Genomic DNA, 19859 nt, shown 5'->3' with positions numbered 1-19859 from the left:
AATTTTTTTTGTTTTCCCACCTAGGGTAAAACAAACGTTTGTTGTTACACTAATAGAACCGATAAAATGGATCAGGAAAAAATCATACAATATGCTCTGGGTAACATCAGTGATGTGGAGGAGAAAAATGAAATCTCGCAATACCTGATGGAGAACAAGGAGGCCAGAGAATTTTACAAATCGATAAAAAATATGTGGTCGTTAACCAAAGGTGGCGACGAAGGAGACGGTCTGGCAGTCGAATATAAAAGGCTTTCCAAACAGATGGGTAGACCCAGGTACAGCTTATTCCGCCATGTCATGAAATACGCTGCCGTACTAGTTTTTGCTGTAGCTATTTCCTATTCGTTGCTGCATTATTTGAGCCGGACCGAAACGCAGCCCATGAACGAAGTTATTTGTCCGGCCGGTCAGATTGCCGAGGTTGTACTGTCTGACGGGACGCATGTTTGGTTGAATGCTGAGTCGCGCATTCGTTATTCGGCTGCTTTTAACGGCGAGAACCGTAACGTGGAGTTAAGCGGAGAAGCCTTTTTTGATGTTGTGAAAGATGCTGAAAACCCATTTCTGGTAAAGGTGAACGAAATGCAGGTAAAAGTTACGGGCACCAGTTTCAATATCAGTGCTTATCCCGAAAACGATTTTTCGGAAACCATTCTGGTGGAAGGGAAAATAGAGTTGCTTAACCAACAGGGGAAAAGGATTCTTGAACTAAAACCGGGAGAAATGGCCAGTTATGATTTGACCGAAAAAAAGATATACCTCTCGAAAGTGGATACGCGTTTTTATTCTTCCTGGAAAGAAGGAAAAATCAGTTTTCACAACGAAAGGCTGGAGCCCATTATTGCTAAGCTGGAACGTTGGTACAACGTGAAATTTGTTTTTAAAGACGAAGAAATAAAGGATTACCGCTTTACGGGCACAGTGTTGAAAAACAAGCCTCTTTTCCAGGTGCTTGAAATTATAAAATTGTCGTCGCCGATTAAATTCGAGGTGATCCAGAAAAGCGAAGATAAAAACGAAATAATACTGATGAAAGAAAACTAAATGCCTATGTAAAAAACAAGTGGACTAAAACGATGAACCGGCATTACGCCAAATAATACCGGCTCATTTTTAAAATCCTGGGAAGCGCCAAACTCCCTCAGGACGTTTAAAAACAATTCCAAACGGAATCATTAATAATTATTAAACATGCCAAAAGTATGAAAAAAAAACGAGAGAGTTATGCCCTGTTGGTTGGGTGTAATAAAATGATTAAAGTTATGAAACTAACGATCTTAATGCTCCTGCTGGGTATCGTAGCAGTGAACGCAAAAAGTTACTCCCAGTCAACAAAAGTATCGATAGATGTCCGGAATGTGACATTAGCTGAGCTGTTTGAGCAGATTGAAGCTCAAAGCGACTTCTACTTCTTTTATAAAAACGATGAAGTGGCTGGTATTGACAATGTAAACCTAAACGTAAAAGGCGTGACAATTGAAAAAATACTGGATGATCTTCTGGAGGGAAGTGATTTAAAATACAAAGTCGTTGATCGCTATATTGTCATTAGTCCGGGGTCTAAAATGATGATCGACAAAGAATTATCGGATGCCGAACAGAAGTCAGTTTCGGGTAAGGTTACGGATAAGGACGGTGAGCCTTTGCCCGGGGTAAGTGTGACTTTTAAAGGCACCACGAGTGGTACGATCACCAATGTTGACGGAGGCTACATACTTAATAACGTTCCGGATGGCGCCGTTTTGCATTTCTCGTTTGTGGGAATGAAGACGCTGGATGTTGAAGTGGGAGACCAAAGCCAGGTGAACGTAACCATGACTGAAGATATGATTGGCATTGACGAGGTAGTGGCTGTAGGTTACGGCGTTCAGAAAAAGGTTAACCTTACCGGAGCAGTTCAAAACGTGACGAGTGAAGACATTGTGAAACGAAGTGCATCGAACACTTCGAACGCGCTGCAGGGCCTTATTCCCGGTGTTTCGGTGGTTCAGTCATCCGGACGCCCCGGAGCCGATGGGGCTACCATTCGTATTCGCGGAACAGGCTCTCTCAATTCTTCGTCAAATCCGTTGGTGTTAATTGACGGTGTGGAAGGCGATATGAATTACATCGATATGAATACCATTGAGTCGATATCGGTTTTAAAGGACGCTGCTTCGGCTTCCATCTACGGGTCCAGAGCTTCCAACGGGGTAATTCTGATTACCACAAAACGTTCGAAGGATGGCAAGTTAAAAGTAACGTATAACGGGTATGTGGGTGTAAACAAACCAACAGAAATGCCCGATCCGGTTGATGCTGTTGCCTACATGGAAGCCATTAACGTGGCGCGTGCCAATTCTGACCAGGATCCTCAATATCCTGAAAGTCTGATCAATGATTACAAAACGCTGGGAGCCGACAACATTAACCGCTACGACACCGACTGGCAGGATGAGATCATTAAAAACATGGCTCTTACGCATAACCATTCTCTCAGCCTTAGCGGAGGTTCTCAAAAAGTACGTTTTTTCGGAAACGCCGCTTACTACTACCAGAACGGTCAAATTGCCAACAACGATTACGAGCGTTTGACACTTCGGTTAAATACCGATGCCGACATTACCCAATGGATGAAAGTGGGAATTGACGTGAATATCCGGCAATCAACAACCGTCCGGCCAAGTCTGGATAGCCCCGAGGGGATCATCAGTAAGGCGACCACTTTTGTACCTGTTTTCTCCGGTATAAACGACGATGGCACCTGGGGATATGGTCAGAACGGAGACAACCCTATTGCAAGTGCTGAAGCATCCGGTATAAATACGGGCGTATCTCCCGAGTTGGGGGTAAAAGGTTTTGTGTCAATTAATCCGTTAAAAGGATTAGATGTGCTTGCCAGTTATAGCTCGCGCAGGCTCGAAACCAAATCTGATTATTTCTTAAAGCCCTATGATACCTACGAAGGCGGAGTGTATAAAACAACCTATCCGGCAACAGGCACCGAAAAATACGAAGGATGGGAACAGGTTATCACCAATCAGTTTAACCTGCAGGCTTCGTACGATAAGCAATTCGGAGACCATAGCTTAAAACTGCTCGGTGGTATTCAGAGCGAAGAGAAGCTGGGACATTCTTTCGCAGCCAAAAGAAAAGGCTACGAGTTTGATGGGTTTGAAGACATCGACCACGGTGATGTAGCTACATCCACCAATAGCGGAAGTCATTGGGAGTGGGCGATGATGTCTTATTTCGGACGGTTGAATTACAATTTCAAAGAACGCTATTTGTTGGAATTAAATGGTCGTTGGGATGCTTCTTCGCGGTTTATGGAAAATTCGCGTTGGGGATTTTTCCCATCGGTTTCGGCCGGATGGCGAATTTCGGAAGAAAACTTCTGGGATTCTTTTGATCATGTGGTTGGCAACCTGAAACTGAGAGGCTCGTACGGAACCTTGGGTAACCAGGATATTTACAGCTATTTTCCCTATGCAGCTACTATTTCAACCGGTTACGGTTACTGGTTTAACAAAGAGTTGGGAACCGGAGCAACGCAAACACAGGTGGCAAACGAGAATATTTCGTGGGAAAAATCCACTCAAATGAACATCGGGCTTGATGCCGATTTCCTCAACTCAAAACTGAGTTTCACAATGGATTATTACGTGCGAAACATAAGAGATATGTTGCAACAATTCCCGATTCCATTGTACGTGGGGCTTACCTCGCCGTGGGAAAATGCAGGCTCGATGAGGAACAACGGATGGGACCTTTCGCTCACCTGGCGCGATGAAATAAATGAATTTAAATACCACGTTACTGCCAATATCTCGGATGTGCAAAACGAAGTAACCAACCTGTATGGTAAAGAGTATGTGGGAACACAAATCACCCGCGAAGGATCACCGATCCACTCCTGGTACGGATATGTAAGCGAAGGTTATTTCCAGTCGCAGGGCGAAATCGATGAATCGCCTGTATACGGTGCAAAAGCCAACGTAAAGCCCGGATACATCAAATACAAAGACCTGAGTGGCCCGGACGGAAAACCTGACGGGGTGATCAATGAGTTCGACCGGACAATCATCGGAGATCCTTCTCCACGATACGAGTACAGCGTAAATCTTGGTGCTGACTGGAAAGGATTTGATTTTTCCTTGTTTCTTCAGGGAGTGGGGAAAAAAGACATTTTCTATTCAGGAGCCGGTGCGCGTCCGTTCTATGTTGGCCGGACCGTATTTGAACATCAGCTTGATTACTGGACCGAAGACAACCGGAATGCCGAATTTCCCATTCTGCTGATCGATGGCTCAGGAAACAATCCAAACAACATTGTATCTGATTTTTGGGTGAAAAGCGGTGCTTATATGAGGATTAAAAATGTTGTACTGGGCTACTCACTTCCTAAAAACGTTTTGCAGCAGTTGAACCTGTCAAAAGTACGCCTGTATGTGAGTGGTCAGAATTTATTTACGATTTCAAATGCATACAAAGGTTATGATCCGGAATCTTCTGTTTCGGGAGGGAACTTCTACCCGCTAATGAAGACATTTACTTTTGGAATGGATATTAACTTTTAAAAATTGAACAGATGAAGACGAAATCACTATATCTATCATTGCTTGTGGCACTGGGAGTATTTGCTGCTTCCTGTACCGACGATTTTTTAGACAGAACGCCAACCAGTTATGCTTCTTCCGGATTTTATAAATCAGAAGCGGCTGTTAAAACAGGAGTTTCGGGCATTTACAATTCGCTTTATTTCAGCGTTAACCGCCTGACTGCTTATCTTTTTCTGGATCACTTCACGGCGATGTGCATGGAGCGCGATGAGAATACAACCATTGGTGCCGGTGGCGGATTAAATCCGGACAATGCGGCCGTTCGTTCGTGGTGGACTTACAATTATTACATTGTTGCCCGCGCCAATTCTGTGTTGTACGGAGCAGAACCTTACCTGGAAACCCTGGAGGGAAAATCAAAACAATATTTAGCAGAGGCGAAGGTATTGCGTGCATTTGCTTATTATAACCTGATTGCATCGTATGGCGATGTACCTTTTTATGCAGAGCCTGTGACCATTGATCAGTACGAGGACGCGCGCGTTTCAAAAGTGACGATTCTTGATTTTATTCTGGCGGAGATGGATGAGGCAGCCGAAGATCTTCCCTGGATAGCCGCCGATCGCGGACGCGTGGATAAAGCGGTTGCTTTAGGTCTTAAAGCACGCGCGGCTCTGTTAGGTGGAAGTTTAAACTACGGAAATAAAGGGACCGAGTACTTCCGGATTGCCGCGGCAGCTTCGAAAGAGGTTATTGGTAAACGAGAACTGGCAGCGAACTTCGATGATTTGTTTAATAAAACCGGACAAGCCAAAGACGATGCCCGCAGTGAACTGATGTTCGAAGTGATGTATTCTGACCAGGGAGAAGAAAAAACACATGTTGTTTCGTTTGGGGTTGTTTCTCGAAACTACGGGCAAACCGGAAGGCACCCATCGCAAATATTGGTGGACACCTACGAATGTATTGATGGAAAGCGGATCGATGAGTCGCCTCTCTACAATCCTAAAAATCCAAAAGCAAACAGAGACCCCCGCTTTGCCTCCACTTTCTGGATGCACGGTGATACCGTGGAGGGAAATAGCACCGGTACCGAAACCGGCCGCATCCGCTTTATTTTGGAAGGCTTTAACCCAACCACTCAATTCTTTAATTTCTCGACGGACGAATGGTACACCGGAAACAATGCAGATATCAACAGTGCAGCCGCATGGACGAGTTTTGTTAACCGCGGAGTTGGCTACATCTGGAAAAAGTTTGCCAATGTTACCGACGAGGCGATCAACAAAACCACTTTCAATATCCCGATTATGCGCTATGCCGAGGTGTTGCTGACTTATGCCGAAGCAAAAATCGAGTTAAATGAACTGGATGAGTCAGTTTACGATGCCATCAACCAGGTGCGTAATCGTTCCCACATGCCTGATGTTTCGGCTGATCGCATCGGGAACCAGGATAAAATGAAGCAGCTCGTGCGCCGTGAACGAAAAGTTGAGCTAATTGCGGAAGGCTTGCATTTTGTTGACATGCGCCGGTGGGGAATTGGCGCGATCGAAAACGATAGCCCAAGCTATGGTTATCCGCTGGCACAGTCGTACGATGCAAACGGTTACATTACCTCTGGTGGATACGACGACGTTACTCCCGATATGATTCCGGATTTTCAGACCTCAACTTTGCATGATTTGAACGATATTGCAAACTATGATGCCTACAAAGACAAATTGAAAGTGAGAGATCGTAATCGTTTTTGGGAAAATAAATTCGAACTTTTCCCTATTCCGCAGGAAGAAATTGACCGGAATTCCAACCTGGAACAGAACCCGGGTTATTAAACAGGTATAATGTAAATACAGTGTGGCAGTTACTATCATCTAACTCCACACTGTATTTCAAACTCTGGTTAGCTTTCTCCAAATATCTTTGAAAGAAGCTTGGGATTTATATTGAAAAGAGGTATTTCTTATGTTAAGTTATCTGAATGGATTACCTTGGTAGTTTTTTAGCGGAATTTATTAACTAAAACAAGAACTATGCGTTCCTTATTTTTATTCATTTTTATAATTTTCTGGGGAGCTACCGAGGCTCATGCAGGCTTAAACAAAGGAAAACCCGGAAAAATCGTGATTGAAAATGCGGAAATGGCTCTTACTTTGAGCAGCGATGGTAAGCCTCTGAGTTTGACCCATAAACCTAGCGGACAAGAATGTCTGGAGAAAGGGACCAACCTTTCGGTTTTTGCGCTTACAGAACACCGGCCTTACGATAACGAACTTTTTTTGACCTATCCCGCCAAACCGCGAACTTTTGCTGCCGACACACTGTGGCGCGAAGGCAACCAGTTAAAGGTGGGATTTCAGGAGATTGCCTATACCGCGACCATTTCGCTAAATATTACTGACGATTACATTGGGTTTCAGTTGACCGGCCTCGATTACGAAATTGAGAAATTCGGAATTAAGCGAAAAACAGAGATCGATGAATTTACGCTGCTGCAACTGCCCGTAAGAAAACGCAGCCATTTGGGCGAGTGGTTAAATGTGGTGTGGGACGACAAAGTGGCCGTAAACGTTTTGGCTACCGACGAATTCGCTCGCATCGATGCATTCGACAAGGGCAAATATCAGCTGCTTTATGCCGGGATGGACAACCGGGTGAAGTTGATGGGAGTAGGAGCAGCTTTGATTACTACAAGCAAAGACAAATTGCTGGATCGTATTGATCAGCTGGAAAGGGACTACCAGCTTCCGCTGGGAGTGGAAAGCCGCCGAAGCGAAGCCTATAAATATTCTTACTACGAACTTCGGGAAGTAAGAACCCACAACATCGACGAGCACATTGCTTATGCCAAACAAGGCGGTTTTAAAATGATGGTGGTATATTACTTCGATTTTGCCCAGTCGATGGGGCATTTCCCCTGGCTGCCGGCTTTCCCAAACGGAATGCAGGATTTGCAAACCATTACCCGAAAAATAAAGGATGCAGGTATGATTCCCGGGTTTCATATTCATTACAACAAAGCCGCCAAAAATGATGCTTATGTGAGTCCCGTGCCTGACCACCGGCTTAACTTACGGCGGATGTTTACGCTGGCCGATGCGATCAGTGCCGAAGCAACGACAATTCCGGTAGAGGAAAATCCGGAAGGTTGCACGATGGAAGATGGAAGAAGGATGCTGAAAATCGGGAACGAACTGGTGAGTTACGAGGGGTACACCACGGAGCGTCCTTATTGTTTTACCGGATGTAAGCGGGGAGAGTTAAAATCTACCGTAGGCCCTGTGGAAAAAGGATTTAAATTGGGATTGCTGGATGTGGATACCTGGCCTTTGTTTGTTCGTTTTGATCAGAATACGAGCATTCAGCAGGAAGTGGGAGAACGAATCGGAAAACTTTGTCGCGAAGCTGGTTTTGAGTTCATTTATTTCGATGGAGCTGAAGATGTTCATCCGCCATACTGGTACAATGTGCCCCGGGCGCAGCTGGCTGTCTACAATCAAATAAATCCTGCTCCTGTTTTATCAGAGGGAGCCACCAAGTCACATTTTAGCTGGCACATCATTACTCGAGGCAATGCTTTCGATTTGTTTCGCCCGGAGTTTATCCGTCAGGCTACTCAAAAATATCCAATGTATGCAGCCGAATACACGGCACAGGATTTTACCGCCATCAATTTTGGATGGAATGATTACCTCGCACCAGACAGTATTTCAGTGGGAATGCAACCCGATATGTACGAATACATCTGTAGCAGGGCAGCTGCCTGGGATTGTCCGATTGCATTAATGGGCAAGTTAAACGAGTTCCGAAAACATCCGCGAACGACTGATAATCTGGAGGTAATTAAAAATTGGGAAGAGGCGCGCATCAGCGGGTTGCTTACCAGCCGGGAAAAGGAGGAATTAAAGAATCCCGACCAAGAGCATCTTTTGTTGAGAAACGAGGAAAACAACCTGGAGCTGATTCCTTATGAGCAGTTGGAGGGAGTTTCTGAAGAGCTGCGGGCTTTTATGTTTCGCCGTGATGGTAAAACCTGGGTGGTGTACTGGCATGCCAGGGGAGAAGGCCAGTTGCAATTACCGGTGAAACTGGAAAGCGTACGCTTGTTGAAACAGGCAGGTGTAGAAACAGACATTCATCAGGAGGGAGAAAAATCTGTTTTGCCTTTGGGAGACCGACGGTACCTGGTATTCGATTTATCTCCCCGAAAAGTGAAAGATTTATGGGAGCAAGCTATTTTGCTCTGACACAGGAATAAATATAAATAGTAGAAAAAACATAACATGAAAAGACGTAATTTTTTATCATTGGTTTCAGCCGGAAGCGGTGGCGTTTTGCTGGCCGCACCTTCCATCACACAGGCTGCCACTACCAGTCGTTCAAAAAAAATAAAGAATAAGGCAGATGAATTAGCTGCTGATGTGGTTATTGCCGGAGGCGGTTTAGGTGGTTGTGCGGCTGCTTTGGCGGCTTGCCGTAACGGGCTAAAAGTAATTTTAACCGAAGAAACCGACTGGATTGGTGGACAGGTTTCGCAACAAGGCGTTCCGCCCGATGAGCATTACTGGATTGAAACGCACGGAGCACCTGCTTCGTACCGCGATTACAGAAACAGGATTCGGGATTACTACAAACGAAATTATCCCTTAACCGCCGATGCCAAGAGTCGTACCAACCTGAATCCGGGCGATGGATCTGTTTCTCGGATTTGTCACGAACCACTTGTAACTGTTGCCGTGCTGACCGAAATGTTACTGCCCTACATCAGCACCGGAAAGCTGACATTGCTGACCGAGCATAAAATCGATGCGGCAGATGTAACGGGAGATGAGGTAAAAGCGATTCAGGCACACGATCTGAAAAATGATGAGAGCGTGGTGCTTAATGCAACTTACTTTATCGATGCTACCGAATGTGGCGATTTGCTTCCGATGACAGGAACTGAGTACTTTACTGGAACCGAGTCAAAAAGTCAGACGGGCGAGTTGCACGCACCTGAAGTGGCGAATCCCAAAAACAACCAGGCGTTTACCTTATGTTTTGCAATGGATTACCAACCCGGTGTGAACAACATCATCGATCGTCCGAAAGATTATGATTTCTGGAGTACCTATGTTCCTAAAATGGATACACCATGGGCCGGAAAATTATTGGAACTGAATTATTCCGATCCACGAACATTAAAGCCCAAAGATCTTGGCTTTCACCCGGAAGGCAAGAAAACCGGAAATATGCTTAACCTGTGGCTGTACCGCCGGCTTGTTAACAAAGATAATTTTGCTCCGGGTACCTACGATGGGGACATTACCATTGTGAACTGGCCGCAAAACGATTATTTCCTCGGGAACCTGATTGACGTAAGTGAAAAGGAGTTTCAGAAACATGTTGAAGGCGCGCGTCAGTTAAGTCTGTCGTTGTTTTACTGGTTGCAAACCGAGGCACCTCGCCCCGACGGAGGACTGGGATGGGCCGGTTTGCGATTGCGTGGCGACGTGATGGGAACGGAAGATGGCATGGCAAAATATCCCTACATCCGTGAAGCCCGAAGAATAAAAGCCGAATTTACGGTATTGGAAGAACACGTTGGGGCTGAAAACCGCCGTTTGGTGGCAGGTGATGTGGCCGGTAAAAAGTCGGCTGATTTCTACGATAGCGTCGGTACCGGTTATTACCATATTGATTTGCATCCAAGCAGCCAGGGCGTCAACTACGTCGACTTTGGATCGCTGCCTTTCCAGATACCGCTGGGTGCCTTGCTTCCGCAACGGATGAACAATCTGCTTCCGGCCAACAAAAACATTGGGACCACACACATCACCAACGGTTGTTACCGCCTTCATCCGGTGGAATGGAGCATTGGCGAAGCTGTTGGAATGCTCGTAGCTTTTGCTCAGCTGAAAAATGTGCCGCCCCGAGCCGTTCGGGAACAGAAAAACTTATTGACTGAGTTTCAACGCTGGATCCGGACGCAGGGATTGGAAACACACTGGCCCAATAGTTAATGCATCATGAACAGAACCAAGAGATATCGATCGGGCCTGGTACTTTTGACTTTGGTGGTAACAGCCATTTTCGTACTCTCCTGTTCAAAAGAGAAGCCGGTTGGCGATGTGTTTAACAAAGGTGTCCCTGGAAACAATTCGGCCGATTTGCTGAGAAGAGTATCTGCTGATGTCGTTTCATTGAAACCCGATCTCGTGATTGTAATGGTGGGAACAAACGACTTGCTGAATACCCGTAAAATGCTTTCGGTGAGCGATTATTACAACCATATGAATCAGTTAACCGACAGTCTGTTGCAACACGGTATCTCTGTGGTTCTGGTAAGTCCGCCCACGGCCGATTCGTTGCACCTGTTTGAACGCCACGATGCCGCATTGTATCCCGCTACTCCAATGCAATTGCTGGAAAACGGCCGGGATACTTTGAGGGCCTTGTGCAAGGCAAAGGATTTGTTGTTTATAGATCTTTTTGGGCACTTTAAAGAGATGGGGATTCCCGTGCACGAGAAAGATCTGATTATCCGAAACCGCTTCAACAGCGATAGTAACGATGGCATTCATTTTACCAAAGAAGGCAATCAGTTACTGGCCAGCTTTATATACAAGCAATTGATAAAGCATTACGATGACCTGGGCAGTTTGAAAATTGTATGCTTTGGTGATTCCATCACCTGTGGTGTTTTTATGGAAGGAAAAGGAACCACCGAAGGAGATACTTATCCGGCTGTTTTAAAAAGGCTTATCAAAGGAGAAGCCCCGCAAATAATAATAGAAAGAGAATAAAGAGAACGATATGATTAGGAGAATAACGCAACAAATAAAAGTTTGGAGTCTGGCCATGTTTGCCTTGCTTCTGGCCGCTTGTGGCGGCGCTCGCCATACCATTCATGTGAGTGGTTCTGCCGACAATGATTTGATTCAGGTACTGAAAAACCATAAAAACATTCAACTTGTTTTTCATGCCACACCCGATGAAGCCATTCAGAAGGCCAAAAGTGGAGACGGTCTTTTGGTTTTGTCTTCGGATTATCCAAACAGAACGGAACAATTGAGCGGGAACTTTTACGCCTTGGTAAAGGAAAAAGGTGTTCGCGCTTATGTCGAGTTTCCATCCGTGCTTCCGCAAAGTGAAGTGGGTGCCATTGAAAAGGCCAAACACGAGCGGGTGGTGGTCAATTCCGGCTTTTTTAACGCGTCGCCCGACAGTTTAACGATTTTGGGGTTAAACGGTTTGTATTATACCAATGTACCAGCTGATGCAGCGCAAGTACATATGGTGGCGGCGCGCGTTGCCGGTTTCGATTCGGCCATTTACGGTTTACCTGAAAAGCAGTTTCCCATTTTACTCGAAATGAAGGAGCTTCCGGTACTGGTGTCAACAACAAACCTGAGTGGTTTTATTTCCGGAAGATACGCCCCGTCAAAAGAATGGGGAGTGGTGTGGAAACAGATTCTTGGGTTTATTTCCCCCGGACTCGAAGCCGAAGATTTAAGCTGGGAACCGGTTGTGGGGCCGACTTATGGTAAAGAAGATGCTTTGCCGGAAGATGTTGAACGCGAAAGTTTTGCCCGCGGAGTGGAATGGTATAAAAATGCACGTATGCTTATTCCTGAATCGTATGCAGAAACGCTAAAAGAGATGGTTGATTCGGGTGTTCAACGTTTGACGTGGAGTGAGGCTATTCCGGTAGGAGATGGATCGAACGGCGTTTTTGAATGTATTTTCTCCGAAATCGATGAAAATGGCAGCCAGCCGATCGGAATCATGGAGCGGGGAGACTGCATCAGTGAAACAGCCATGGCTTTTGCCACTGCCGGGAAAGCATTGAGGAACGAGGAATACCTGGGAACAGCGCAAAAACTGCTGGATTACTATCTGCTGAATTCGATTGCAACAAAAAATGAATACGCCAATCCGTCGCACGGAGCCTATGGTTTAATCCCGTGGGGAATTAGTAATTATGCCTGGTATCGCGCCAGCTACGGCGACGATAATGCACGTTTTCTTTTGGGAGCCTGGACAACTGCCGCTCTTACCGGATCCAATCACTGGGATGAAATTATGATGAAGTCGTTGCTGGCTCTCGTACGAACAACCGGAGCAAACGGATTCCGGGGCAGCAGAATTGATTTACCTCAGTTAGAGAAAAATGGTTGGAAACATTACTACAATCAGGAAATCGTGAATTTGGCTCCTCATTTTGAAAGCTATTTGTGGGCTTGCTATTTGTGGGCCTACGATAAAACCGGGGATGATATTTTTCTGAACCGCGCCAAAAACGGAATTAAAACGATGATGGAGCATTATCCCGGCGGATGGAGCTGGACCAACGGACTGGCGCAGGAGCGGGCACGAATGATTTTACCCTTATCGTGGCTGCTTCGGGTGGAAAACACGGAAGAAAACCGCGCAATGTTATTGACCGTGGTCAACGATTTCCTGAAACTTCAGGATGAATGCGGAGCCATTCGCGAAGAGTTGGGATCGATTGAAATGGGACGTTATCCTCCGCCACAATCGAATGAAGCTTACGGAACAACAGAGGCATCGCTTATTGCACAAAATGGCGACCCGGTAAGCGATTTGTTGTATACCACCAACTTCGCATTTTTAGGATTGCACGAGGCAGTTTATGCAACCGGCGATGCTGATATCAAAAAGGCCACCGATAAGTTAGCGGAGTTTTTGTGCCGTATCCAGGTAAAATCAGCCGATCATCCGGAATTGGATGGCGGTTGGATGCGCGCCTTTGATTATGAGCAATTCGAACAATGGGGCTCGAATGCTGATCACGGCTGGGGCGCCTGGGCCATCGAAACCGGCTGGACACAGGGCTGGATAACGGCTATACTGGCCTTAAGAGATATGGATGTATCAATCTGGGATCTGACTAAAAATTCAGAAATTGCCCAACATCATTCCGCATTAAAAAAAGAAATGCTTTCGGAATAGTGCACCCAAATTCAGGAGAAATGAATAGCAAACGAGTAGACTGGGCATATAATCTAAGATAGGAACTATGAGTAATCTGTTAAGAACAGACTTCGGATTGAGCTGGGTAGTGAATTTCTGTTGTGGAAAAGCGAGGATAACGGATTCCAAAGTGCGAAGTGTTTTTGGTTTTGATTGATAAGCTAACTGAACAGACAGCCACCTGAATAAAAAAGAACCATCTCTGACATGAATTTGTAGAAAAGGTTAATAAAATATTTTATTAAATGCTTTTTTCGGAGTAAAAATATTTAGTTTTGACATTCTTTCACAGAAATAAGTAATTGTTCAGCAAGCTGAAACCATTTTTGACAGAATAGATAAAGATTTGTATTACGATGAACCGGAAGAATTTTTTAAGAACACTGGGTACGATGGCGGTGGCCAGCCCTTTTTTATTGCAGGAAGTGCAGGCGGCTGCAACGAAAAAAACAACGATGAAACCCATTGAGGGCTCCTGGTTTGAGTTTCAGCACCACAGTGCCGCCGAGGGAAAATACTGGAATCCTACTTTGGAGAAATTTACGGCTGAACAATGGGATGCCAAAGTAAAAGAAATAGCAGATGCCGGGTTACGCTACCTCGTATTGTTGGATGTAGCTATTTACGATAAAAGTTTTTACCCTACTTCGTTGTTGCCAAAACACGAAATGGGGTGCGAAGATCCTTTGGAAGTGGTACTTACTGCGGCCGATAAGTATGGCATCCGCTTTTTTGTCAGCAATGGCTTTTTCGGAGAGTGGAGAAATCCTGCCATGTTGATGAAAGATCCGGAAGTGAATAAGTTGCGCGTGAAAGCAATGAATGAAATTGCCGAAAAATACGGACATCACAAAAGCTTTTACGGCTGGTATTATCCGAACGAAACCGGAATTAGCGGGCATTACGATGACTTCTTTATCAATTATGTGAACCAGTCGTCGAAAGAAGCTGCCCGGTTAATGCCAAAAGCCAAAACCTTGATTGCTCCTTACGGAACCAGAAATGTTGAGTTCGATGATCAATACGTGCGTCAGTTGGAGCAGCTGGATGTGGATTTTATAGCTTATCAGGATGAAATTGGGGTGGAGAAAACCCGGGTTGAAGAAAGCGCCGGTTTCTTTGAAAATCTCTATAAACTTCATAAAAAAGCAGCCAAGTCCCGTCTTTGGGCAGATGTCGAAGTTTTTCGTTTTGAGGGAAAAGTATACCACAGCGCCTTGTTGCCAGCTCCTGCCGAGCGGGTTATTCAACAGCTGGAGGCTGTGTCGCCCTATGTTGAGAAAATTCTGATCTACCAGTATACCGGAATGATCAACCAGGCGGAAGGACCGACTTTTGCCGGCCATCCCGATTCGCTGGATTTATACAAAAAACTTGCAAAAGGCAAAGCGCTAAAGTAAACCGTTACAAATAAATTTTTCAACCTTAAACTTTTGCCTGTTTCTGCCAGGGAACTCATCCTGATCAGGCAACAATAAAATGAACTAAATCAAAAAAATCGAAACAATGAATGTAAAAATGAATCAAGGTGTCCATCAGGATAAGCCATCGGGGAATAAAGTTCTGCTTGGGTTAACCTGTTTTGTGGCATCTTTGGGAGGTGTGCTGTTTGGCTTTGATACCGCCGTAATATCGGGAACCTTCGGTATGGTGGAGACCCAATTTGGCTTGTCCAAATTAATGGTGGGCTGGTTTGGAAGTTCGGCCCTGATTGGCGCAATTGTGGGGGCCTTTGTAGCCGGCAGTTTAAGCGACCGCTACGGGCGAAAACCCATTCTGATACTGGCGGCATTTCTTTTCTTTGTGTCGGCCTTGTTTTCCTCCATTCCTCCCAGTTTTACCTTGTTAATTGTTGCCCGCCTTGTTGGCGGCCTTGGCGTCGGAATGGCCTCTGTTCTTTCTCCTATGTACATATCGGAGTTTGCTCCGGCAAAAATTCGCGGACGTTTGGTTGCACTGTATCAATTGTCGATAGTTATTGGGATTTTGTTAGCCTATTTTTCAAACTGGGCCTTGTTGCGTTATGCCGCTTCACCCGATAATATTTTTACCGCCGGTATTTTAGGAAAAGTATTCAATACCGAGATTTGGCGGGGAATGTTTGCAGCCGAAATGATTCCCTGCGGATTGTTTATCCTCTTGTTATTTTTTGTTCCGGAAAGTCCACGCTGGTTGATTGACAAAGGCTTTGTTGAGAAAGGCATGGCTTTGCTTCGACGAATCAATGGCGAATTAGACGAGAAACTTCTTCGTCCTGCCGATGAAGCTGGTAAAAAGAAAGTAGGCTTGGGCGAGCTTTTAAAGCCCGGCATGCGGCGTGCGCTGGCAGTAGGAATCGGGCTTTCTGTTTTTGGGCAGTTTACAGGGGTGAATATTGTTATTTATTACGGTCCAACCATTTTGGAAGGTGCTGGTTTTGCGCTGAACAATGCAGTTCAGTTTCAGGTATTGATCGGCATTATCAACCTGATTTTTACGGTTATTGCACTGACAAAAATTGATAGCTGGGGGCGTCGTCCTTTGCTGATTGGAGGAATGGCAGCCGTTTTTGTTTCGTTGTGCGCGATAGGAACCTTGTTTGTGACCAACATCGCTTCGGGCATCTGGACGGTTGTACTGCTTTGTATATACATTGGTAGTTTGGCCTTGTCAATCAATGCAGTTATTTGGGTTTTAATCGGTGAAATTTACCCGACTCATATCCGGGGTAGGGCGATGTCACTGGCAACTTTTGCCAACTGGGGAACCAACTTTGCCGCAGCATTTCTTTTTCCGTGGTACGTTGCGAGCGTAGGCATGGGAGCCGGATTTTTTACGTTTGCAGCTTTCTGTTTTGCAGGTACTATCTTCTTTTACAAGCTGATTCCTGAAACAAAAGGAAAAACCCTGGAAGAAATTGAGCAATACTGGAAAAAGGATAACTGATCAGAAAGGGAAATAATGTCGGCATTAGCCGGCACATTATAAAAGGTGAGGCGATTCGGATGTAATTTTCGAATCGCCTCGCTGGTTTTGGAATTTCCTTTAATATTTTTCAGAACTGCCTTACTTGACAAAAAAGGTCTGCTTTGCAGAAACGTTAAACCCACTAGATTCAACCGCCTCAATTGTTAGCTGGTGGATACCTGAAGACAGGTTTTCTGGTAGCTCTCCTTGCCAAATATGGGGCGAAGCAGAGGTGCGTAGCGCTGCTTTTCTGCTAAAAACAGTTGGATAGATACCCGTTTTATTTTGATGAACAATGCGTGCCACATTCGGATCAATGATTTTTGTTTTTTTCATGCTTATCCATTCTCCGTCATCTACTTTCATTTTTACAAGGGTTTCGTCGGAAGCCGCATAAACATTGGCCAGAACATCATTGGTTTTTAGCTCCTGTAAGGATGGAATATGCTGGGAAAGCGTATCCTGTCCGTTGATCCAGACCGTCATTTGCAAGGATGGATCGAGCCCGATGCCTTTAAAATGAAAGCGGTAATCGTCGTCTTCAAAGTCTAGAATATAATAATTACGCGGAGAGCCACATTGCATAAGAGATACAGGCATTCCCTGCCAGTTTCGTTCTCCCGACCACCAGTTTCCACACGAGGCCCCTGTTACAATTTCCATTACATTGGGAGCCAGATGATGGCGGGTGGCTTTGTGAGTATGCCCTGACAATATCAGTACTTTTCGGTAAGGCTCAAGCAAGCTTAGTAAATCGGCTTTATTTTTTACTGAAACCATTGGGATGTGTTGGCTGATTACCACCAGTTTTTCCTTTGGAACCAGTGCCAGGTCGTTTTTAATAAAACGAAGTTGCTTTTCGGTTAAGCGCCCTTCATATCCCTTAGCGCCTACGGCAAAAATATCGTTTAAAACGATGAAGTGAACGCCCGCATAATTAAAAGCATAATCTGACGCTCCAAAATCCATGTTAAAAGTATGTTGTTGGAAATCAGGGACGAAGTTGCGGTCGTGATTTCCTGCGACGGTCCACGATTTTGTCGGTAATTTCTCTAAAATATGGCGGATTGTTGGCAGGTCTTTGATGTTATTGTTCACCAGATCGCCCAGGAAAATATTGAAATCGATGTTGGAAGAGGCAAGTTCGGAAAGAACGGTGTGGTTGGCATAAGAAATTTCCTGTTGATTACTAACCTGCAGGTCGCCAATTGCTCCCACCCGAAAAGCAGAAGGTTGCTTTACCCTTTTCAGCCCGAGAGCTAGCGTTGTTGCTGTGTCCTGTTTCCCCAAAAAGATAAAATTAGCATTCCCTATTTTTGAACCTGTATTTTCGAAGCCGGTTGGTACTATTGGGAAAATGCTGGCAGTAGAATCTGCCGGGATAACAAACTTACCTTTTGAGTTGGTGATCACGATTGTATCTCCGTTGGAAACGGGTATTCCTTTTAATCCTTTTTCCTTCTCATCGAACCGACCGTTTTCATTGGTATCTAAATAAATAAACCCTTCAACATTAAAATACTTTGTTTGGGCAATTGCCGATAAGAGGAGCAATTGAAACAGGGCGATCAAACTAATCTTTTTCATTTGAATGTAACTAATTTAGAGTGTTGTACTTCAGTTATGTGTTTATTATGGTACTTGAATATAACATGGAACTTGTCATTTTGTTAAACGACAGGTATTTCTGACCTTTCGGGAGACCTTCAAAATTGCTTTGCATTCTGATGTTTTTTTCCCGATAAAAATATGGAATACGTTGCTTCGCGCTGGCGAGATGACCCGTATAAAGACAGGTGCTTTAACAAAGACTATGTGAACTCAGAAAACAAAAAGAGGATGCCATTGAAGTACGGGCATCCTCTTTACTGCTTAGTACAGTTTGTTATTCGGTAGGAATATCGTATTTAAATAACATGGTTTCGCCAGTGGCCGAAGTTGTGAATGCTGCATAAGCAATTCCGTTCGGTGCAAAATCCATGTATAGATTTTCGGCTTCAACAGCGTTGAGTTGGGTAGGTGTTGTCCAATCCTGCGTGTCTTCATCAAACGAAACAACTACCGGGAACATGCTATCGTCGCGATACATCAGGAATGGAGTTCCAACCGGTGATACAGCCAGGCTAAACTCTCTGGTGGTAGAGAAGTCGATTGCGATGGGCGTTCCCACTTTGCTCCATGTTTCAGCTGTAGCATCGTATTTTAATACTTTTGGCCGGTAAATATCGGCACCTGCCTCGTCATCGGCAACACAAACGAATACATTACCGTCGCGGTCAACATCCATATCAAAATCACGCAGGTTTCCAGTTGTTGCGCCTTCCTGTAAATATGATTCAACAATGGTAGTCCAGCTGCCGTCTGTATTTTTATAGGCCGAGAATGTACCTTCGTTGGCATTGTAAACACCCAGGTAAATAACGCCGTCAACATTTTTTGCAGTTGTGTGGTATGCATATTGAGTGGATGCTCTGCCTGGAATGGTAAGGTTGGAGGCCCAGCTGTTTCCGGTAAAGTCAGAAATGTTCAATTCTCTTCTGGCAAGTGTTCCTGCTGCATTGTTGTAGCAAAATAACATCGGGTTACCATCGTTTTTCAATACAATATCATTATATGTGATACGTACATCGGTAACACCCTTACTACCTACATACGACCAGGAAGAACCGTTGTAATTCATAACCGATGCCGAGTAAGTTGTGCTGCCTGGATTGTAAGGATCGTCGTTCGTGTAATCGGCAAAAGAGATAAACGGTGCTCCTTCTGCATCAAATGCAATTCTTGGATAAGAGGCTCTTCCCGCTGAAACTGTTTTTGCTCCAACATTAACCAGAGTATTTCCATCCAATTTAAATACACCTACCTTTTCATCGGCCGAATCATCCATATCAAGTGCATAAGCCAGGTACGGAACATTGGTTACTGGATTTACCCGCATAAAGAATTCTCTTAAGTCGGTGGTGTCGCTTGCTGCCAGACTCCAAACAGCAGCCGGAAGATTGGCAACAGTTACAGTGTATTTGGTGTTGTTGGTCCCTTCCGATACAATGTAATCAAGCGGAGCAGAAAAGTCATTGGCTGTTACACCGCTTTCCTGTTGTACATTGTTTACATACACTGTGTCATTTTCAGAAACCACAAAACGGGCAACAAGTGCGGTCTTGTCAACGTAATCAGGTACTGATACCGTAAAATCTCCTGAGATACCTTCAGCAACATAATCTTTGAGAACAACTCCTTCGTTGTCTTCTACATAAAAGCCAAAACTGGTCATTGTCGCGTCTCCGTAAACCGGTAATTCTATCGGATCATCATCGTCGCTACAGGCCGTTACAATGGCAAGCAAGGCCAAAGCATAAAATAAATTGAAGATTTGTTTTTTCATTTTCTTCG

General features: G+C 44.9%; 11 protein-coding genes. 9 read left to right on the top strand and 2 right to left on the bottom strand.

The window, feature by feature from the left end; genetic code table 11:
• Positions 1-66 precede the first annotated feature (66 nt).
• From INQ51_RS10520 to INQ51_RS10480, 9 genes are all read left to right on the top strand, one after another.
• Positions 67-1047 (top strand): FecR family protein, encoded by a 981-nt coding sequence (locus INQ51_RS10520; RefSeq protein ID WP_233377931.1) that lies wholly within the window; start codon positions 67-69, stop codon positions 1045-1047.
• A gap of 218 nt (positions 1048-1265) precedes the next feature.
• A complete protein-coding gene (locus INQ51_RS10515) occupies positions 1266-4562 on the top strand; it encodes a TonB-dependent receptor (protein WP_233377930.1) in 3297 nt (1098 codons plus the stop codon).
• Positions 4563-4573: 11 nt separating this feature from the next.
• Positions 4574-6379, top strand: a complete 1806-nt coding sequence (locus INQ51_RS10510) for a RagB/SusD family nutrient uptake outer membrane protein (RefSeq protein WP_233377929.1) — start codon at positions 4574-4576, stop codon at positions 6377-6379.
• Between the two features lie 198 nt (positions 6380-6577).
• A complete protein-coding gene (locus tag INQ51_RS10505; RefSeq protein ID WP_233377928.1) occupies positions 6578-8791 on the top strand; it encodes a hypothetical protein in 2214 nt (737 codons plus the stop codon).
• Positions 8792-8827: 36 nt separating this feature from the next.
• A complete protein-coding gene (locus tag INQ51_RS10500) occupies positions 8828-10546 on the top strand; it encodes an FAD-dependent oxidoreductase (RefSeq protein WP_233377927.1) in 1719 nt (572 codons plus the stop codon).
• 6 nt (positions 10547-10552) lie between these two features.
• Positions 10553-11329 (top strand): SGNH/GDSL hydrolase family protein, encoded by a 777-nt coding sequence (locus tag INQ51_RS10495; RefSeq protein ID WP_233377926.1) that lies wholly within the window; start codon positions 10553-10555, stop codon positions 11327-11329.
• 10 nt (positions 11330-11339) lie between these two features.
• Positions 11340-13499: a hypothetical protein gene (locus INQ51_RS10490; RefSeq protein WP_233377925.1), complete on the top strand. Its 2160-nt coding sequence runs from the start codon at positions 11340-11342 to the stop codon at positions 13497-13499.
• 377 nt (positions 13500-13876) lie between these two features.
• The gene (locus tag INQ51_RS10485; RefSeq protein ID WP_233377924.1) at positions 13877-14920 is read left to right on the top strand and encodes a DUF4434 domain-containing protein; all 1044 of its coding nucleotides are present in this window, start codon (positions 13877-13879) and stop codon (positions 14918-14920) included.
• A gap of 106 nt (positions 14921-15026) precedes the next feature.
• Complete coding sequence (locus INQ51_RS10480; RefSeq protein ID WP_233377923.1) at positions 15027-16445, top strand: sugar porter family MFS transporter; 1419 nt, start codon at positions 15027-15029, stop codon at positions 16443-16445.
• 120 nt (positions 16446-16565) lie between these two features.
• Here the strand turns inward: INQ51_RS10480 and INQ51_RS10475 are convergent, their stop codons facing one another.
• Both INQ51_RS10475 and INQ51_RS10470 read right to left on the bottom strand, forming a co-directional pair.
• Positions 16566-18053 carry a calcineurin-like phosphoesterase C-terminal domain-containing protein gene (locus INQ51_RS10475; RefSeq protein ID WP_233377922.1) on the bottom strand — a complete coding sequence of 496 codons (1488 nt, stop codon included), beginning with the start codon at positions 18051-18053 and terminating at the stop codon, positions 16566-16568.
• Between the two features lie 298 nt (positions 18054-18351).
• A complete protein-coding gene (locus INQ51_RS10470) occupies positions 18352-19851 on the bottom strand; it encodes a hypothetical protein (protein WP_233377921.1) in 1500 nt (499 codons plus the stop codon).
• Between the last annotated feature and the right edge of the window lie 8 nt (positions 19852-19859).

The sequence above is a fragment of the Maribellus sp. CM-23 genome (assembly GCF_021354595.1).
Classification (GTDB): domain Bacteria; phylum Bacteroidota; class Bacteroidia; order Bacteroidales; family Prolixibacteraceae; genus Draconibacterium.
The sequence above is the reverse complement of the archived record's forward strand: the minus strand, read 5'-3'. Positions and strand labels throughout refer to the sequence as shown.

Excerpts from the sequence above, each read along its gene's own strand:
- INQ51_RS10505 (WP_233377928.1), top strand. The coding sequence starts at position 6,578 with ATGCGTTCCTTATTTTTATTCATTTTTATAATTTTCTGGGGAGCTACC.
- INQ51_RS10500 (WP_233377927.1), top strand. The coding sequence starts at position 8,828 with ATGAAAAGACGTAATTTTTTATCATTGGTTTCAGCCGGAAGCGGTGGC.
- INQ51_RS10490 (WP_233377925.1), top strand. The coding sequence starts at position 11,340 with ATGATTAGGAGAATAACGCAACAAATAAAAGTTTGGAGTCTGGCCATG.
- INQ51_RS10520 (WP_233377931.1), top strand. The coding sequence starts at position 67 with ATGGATCAGGAAAAAATCATACAATATGCTCTGGGTAACATCAGTGAT.
- INQ51_RS10470 (WP_233377921.1), bottom strand. The coding sequence starts at position 19,851 with ATGAAAAAACAAATCTTCAATTTATTTTATGCTTTGGCCTTGCTTGCC.
- INQ51_RS10485 (WP_233377924.1), top strand. The coding sequence starts at position 13,877 with ATGAACCGGAAGAATTTTTTAAGAACACTGGGTACGATGGCGGTGGCC.
- INQ51_RS10495 (WP_233377926.1), top strand. The coding sequence starts at position 10,553 with ATGAACAGAACCAAGAGATATCGATCGGGCCTGGTACTTTTGACTTTG.
- INQ51_RS10480 (WP_233377923.1), top strand. The coding sequence starts at position 15,027 with ATGAATGTAAAAATGAATCAAGGTGTCCATCAGGATAAGCCATCGGGG.
- INQ51_RS10510 (WP_233377929.1), top strand. The coding sequence starts at position 4,574 with ATGAAGACGAAATCACTATATCTATCATTGCTTGTGGCACTGGGAGTA.
- INQ51_RS10515 (WP_233377930.1), top strand. The coding sequence starts at position 1,266 with ATGAAACTAACGATCTTAATGCTCCTGCTGGGTATCGTAGCAGTGAAC.
- INQ51_RS10475 (WP_233377922.1), bottom strand. The coding sequence starts at position 18,053 with ATGAAAAAGATTAGTTTGATCGCCCTGTTTCAATTGCTCCTCTTATCG.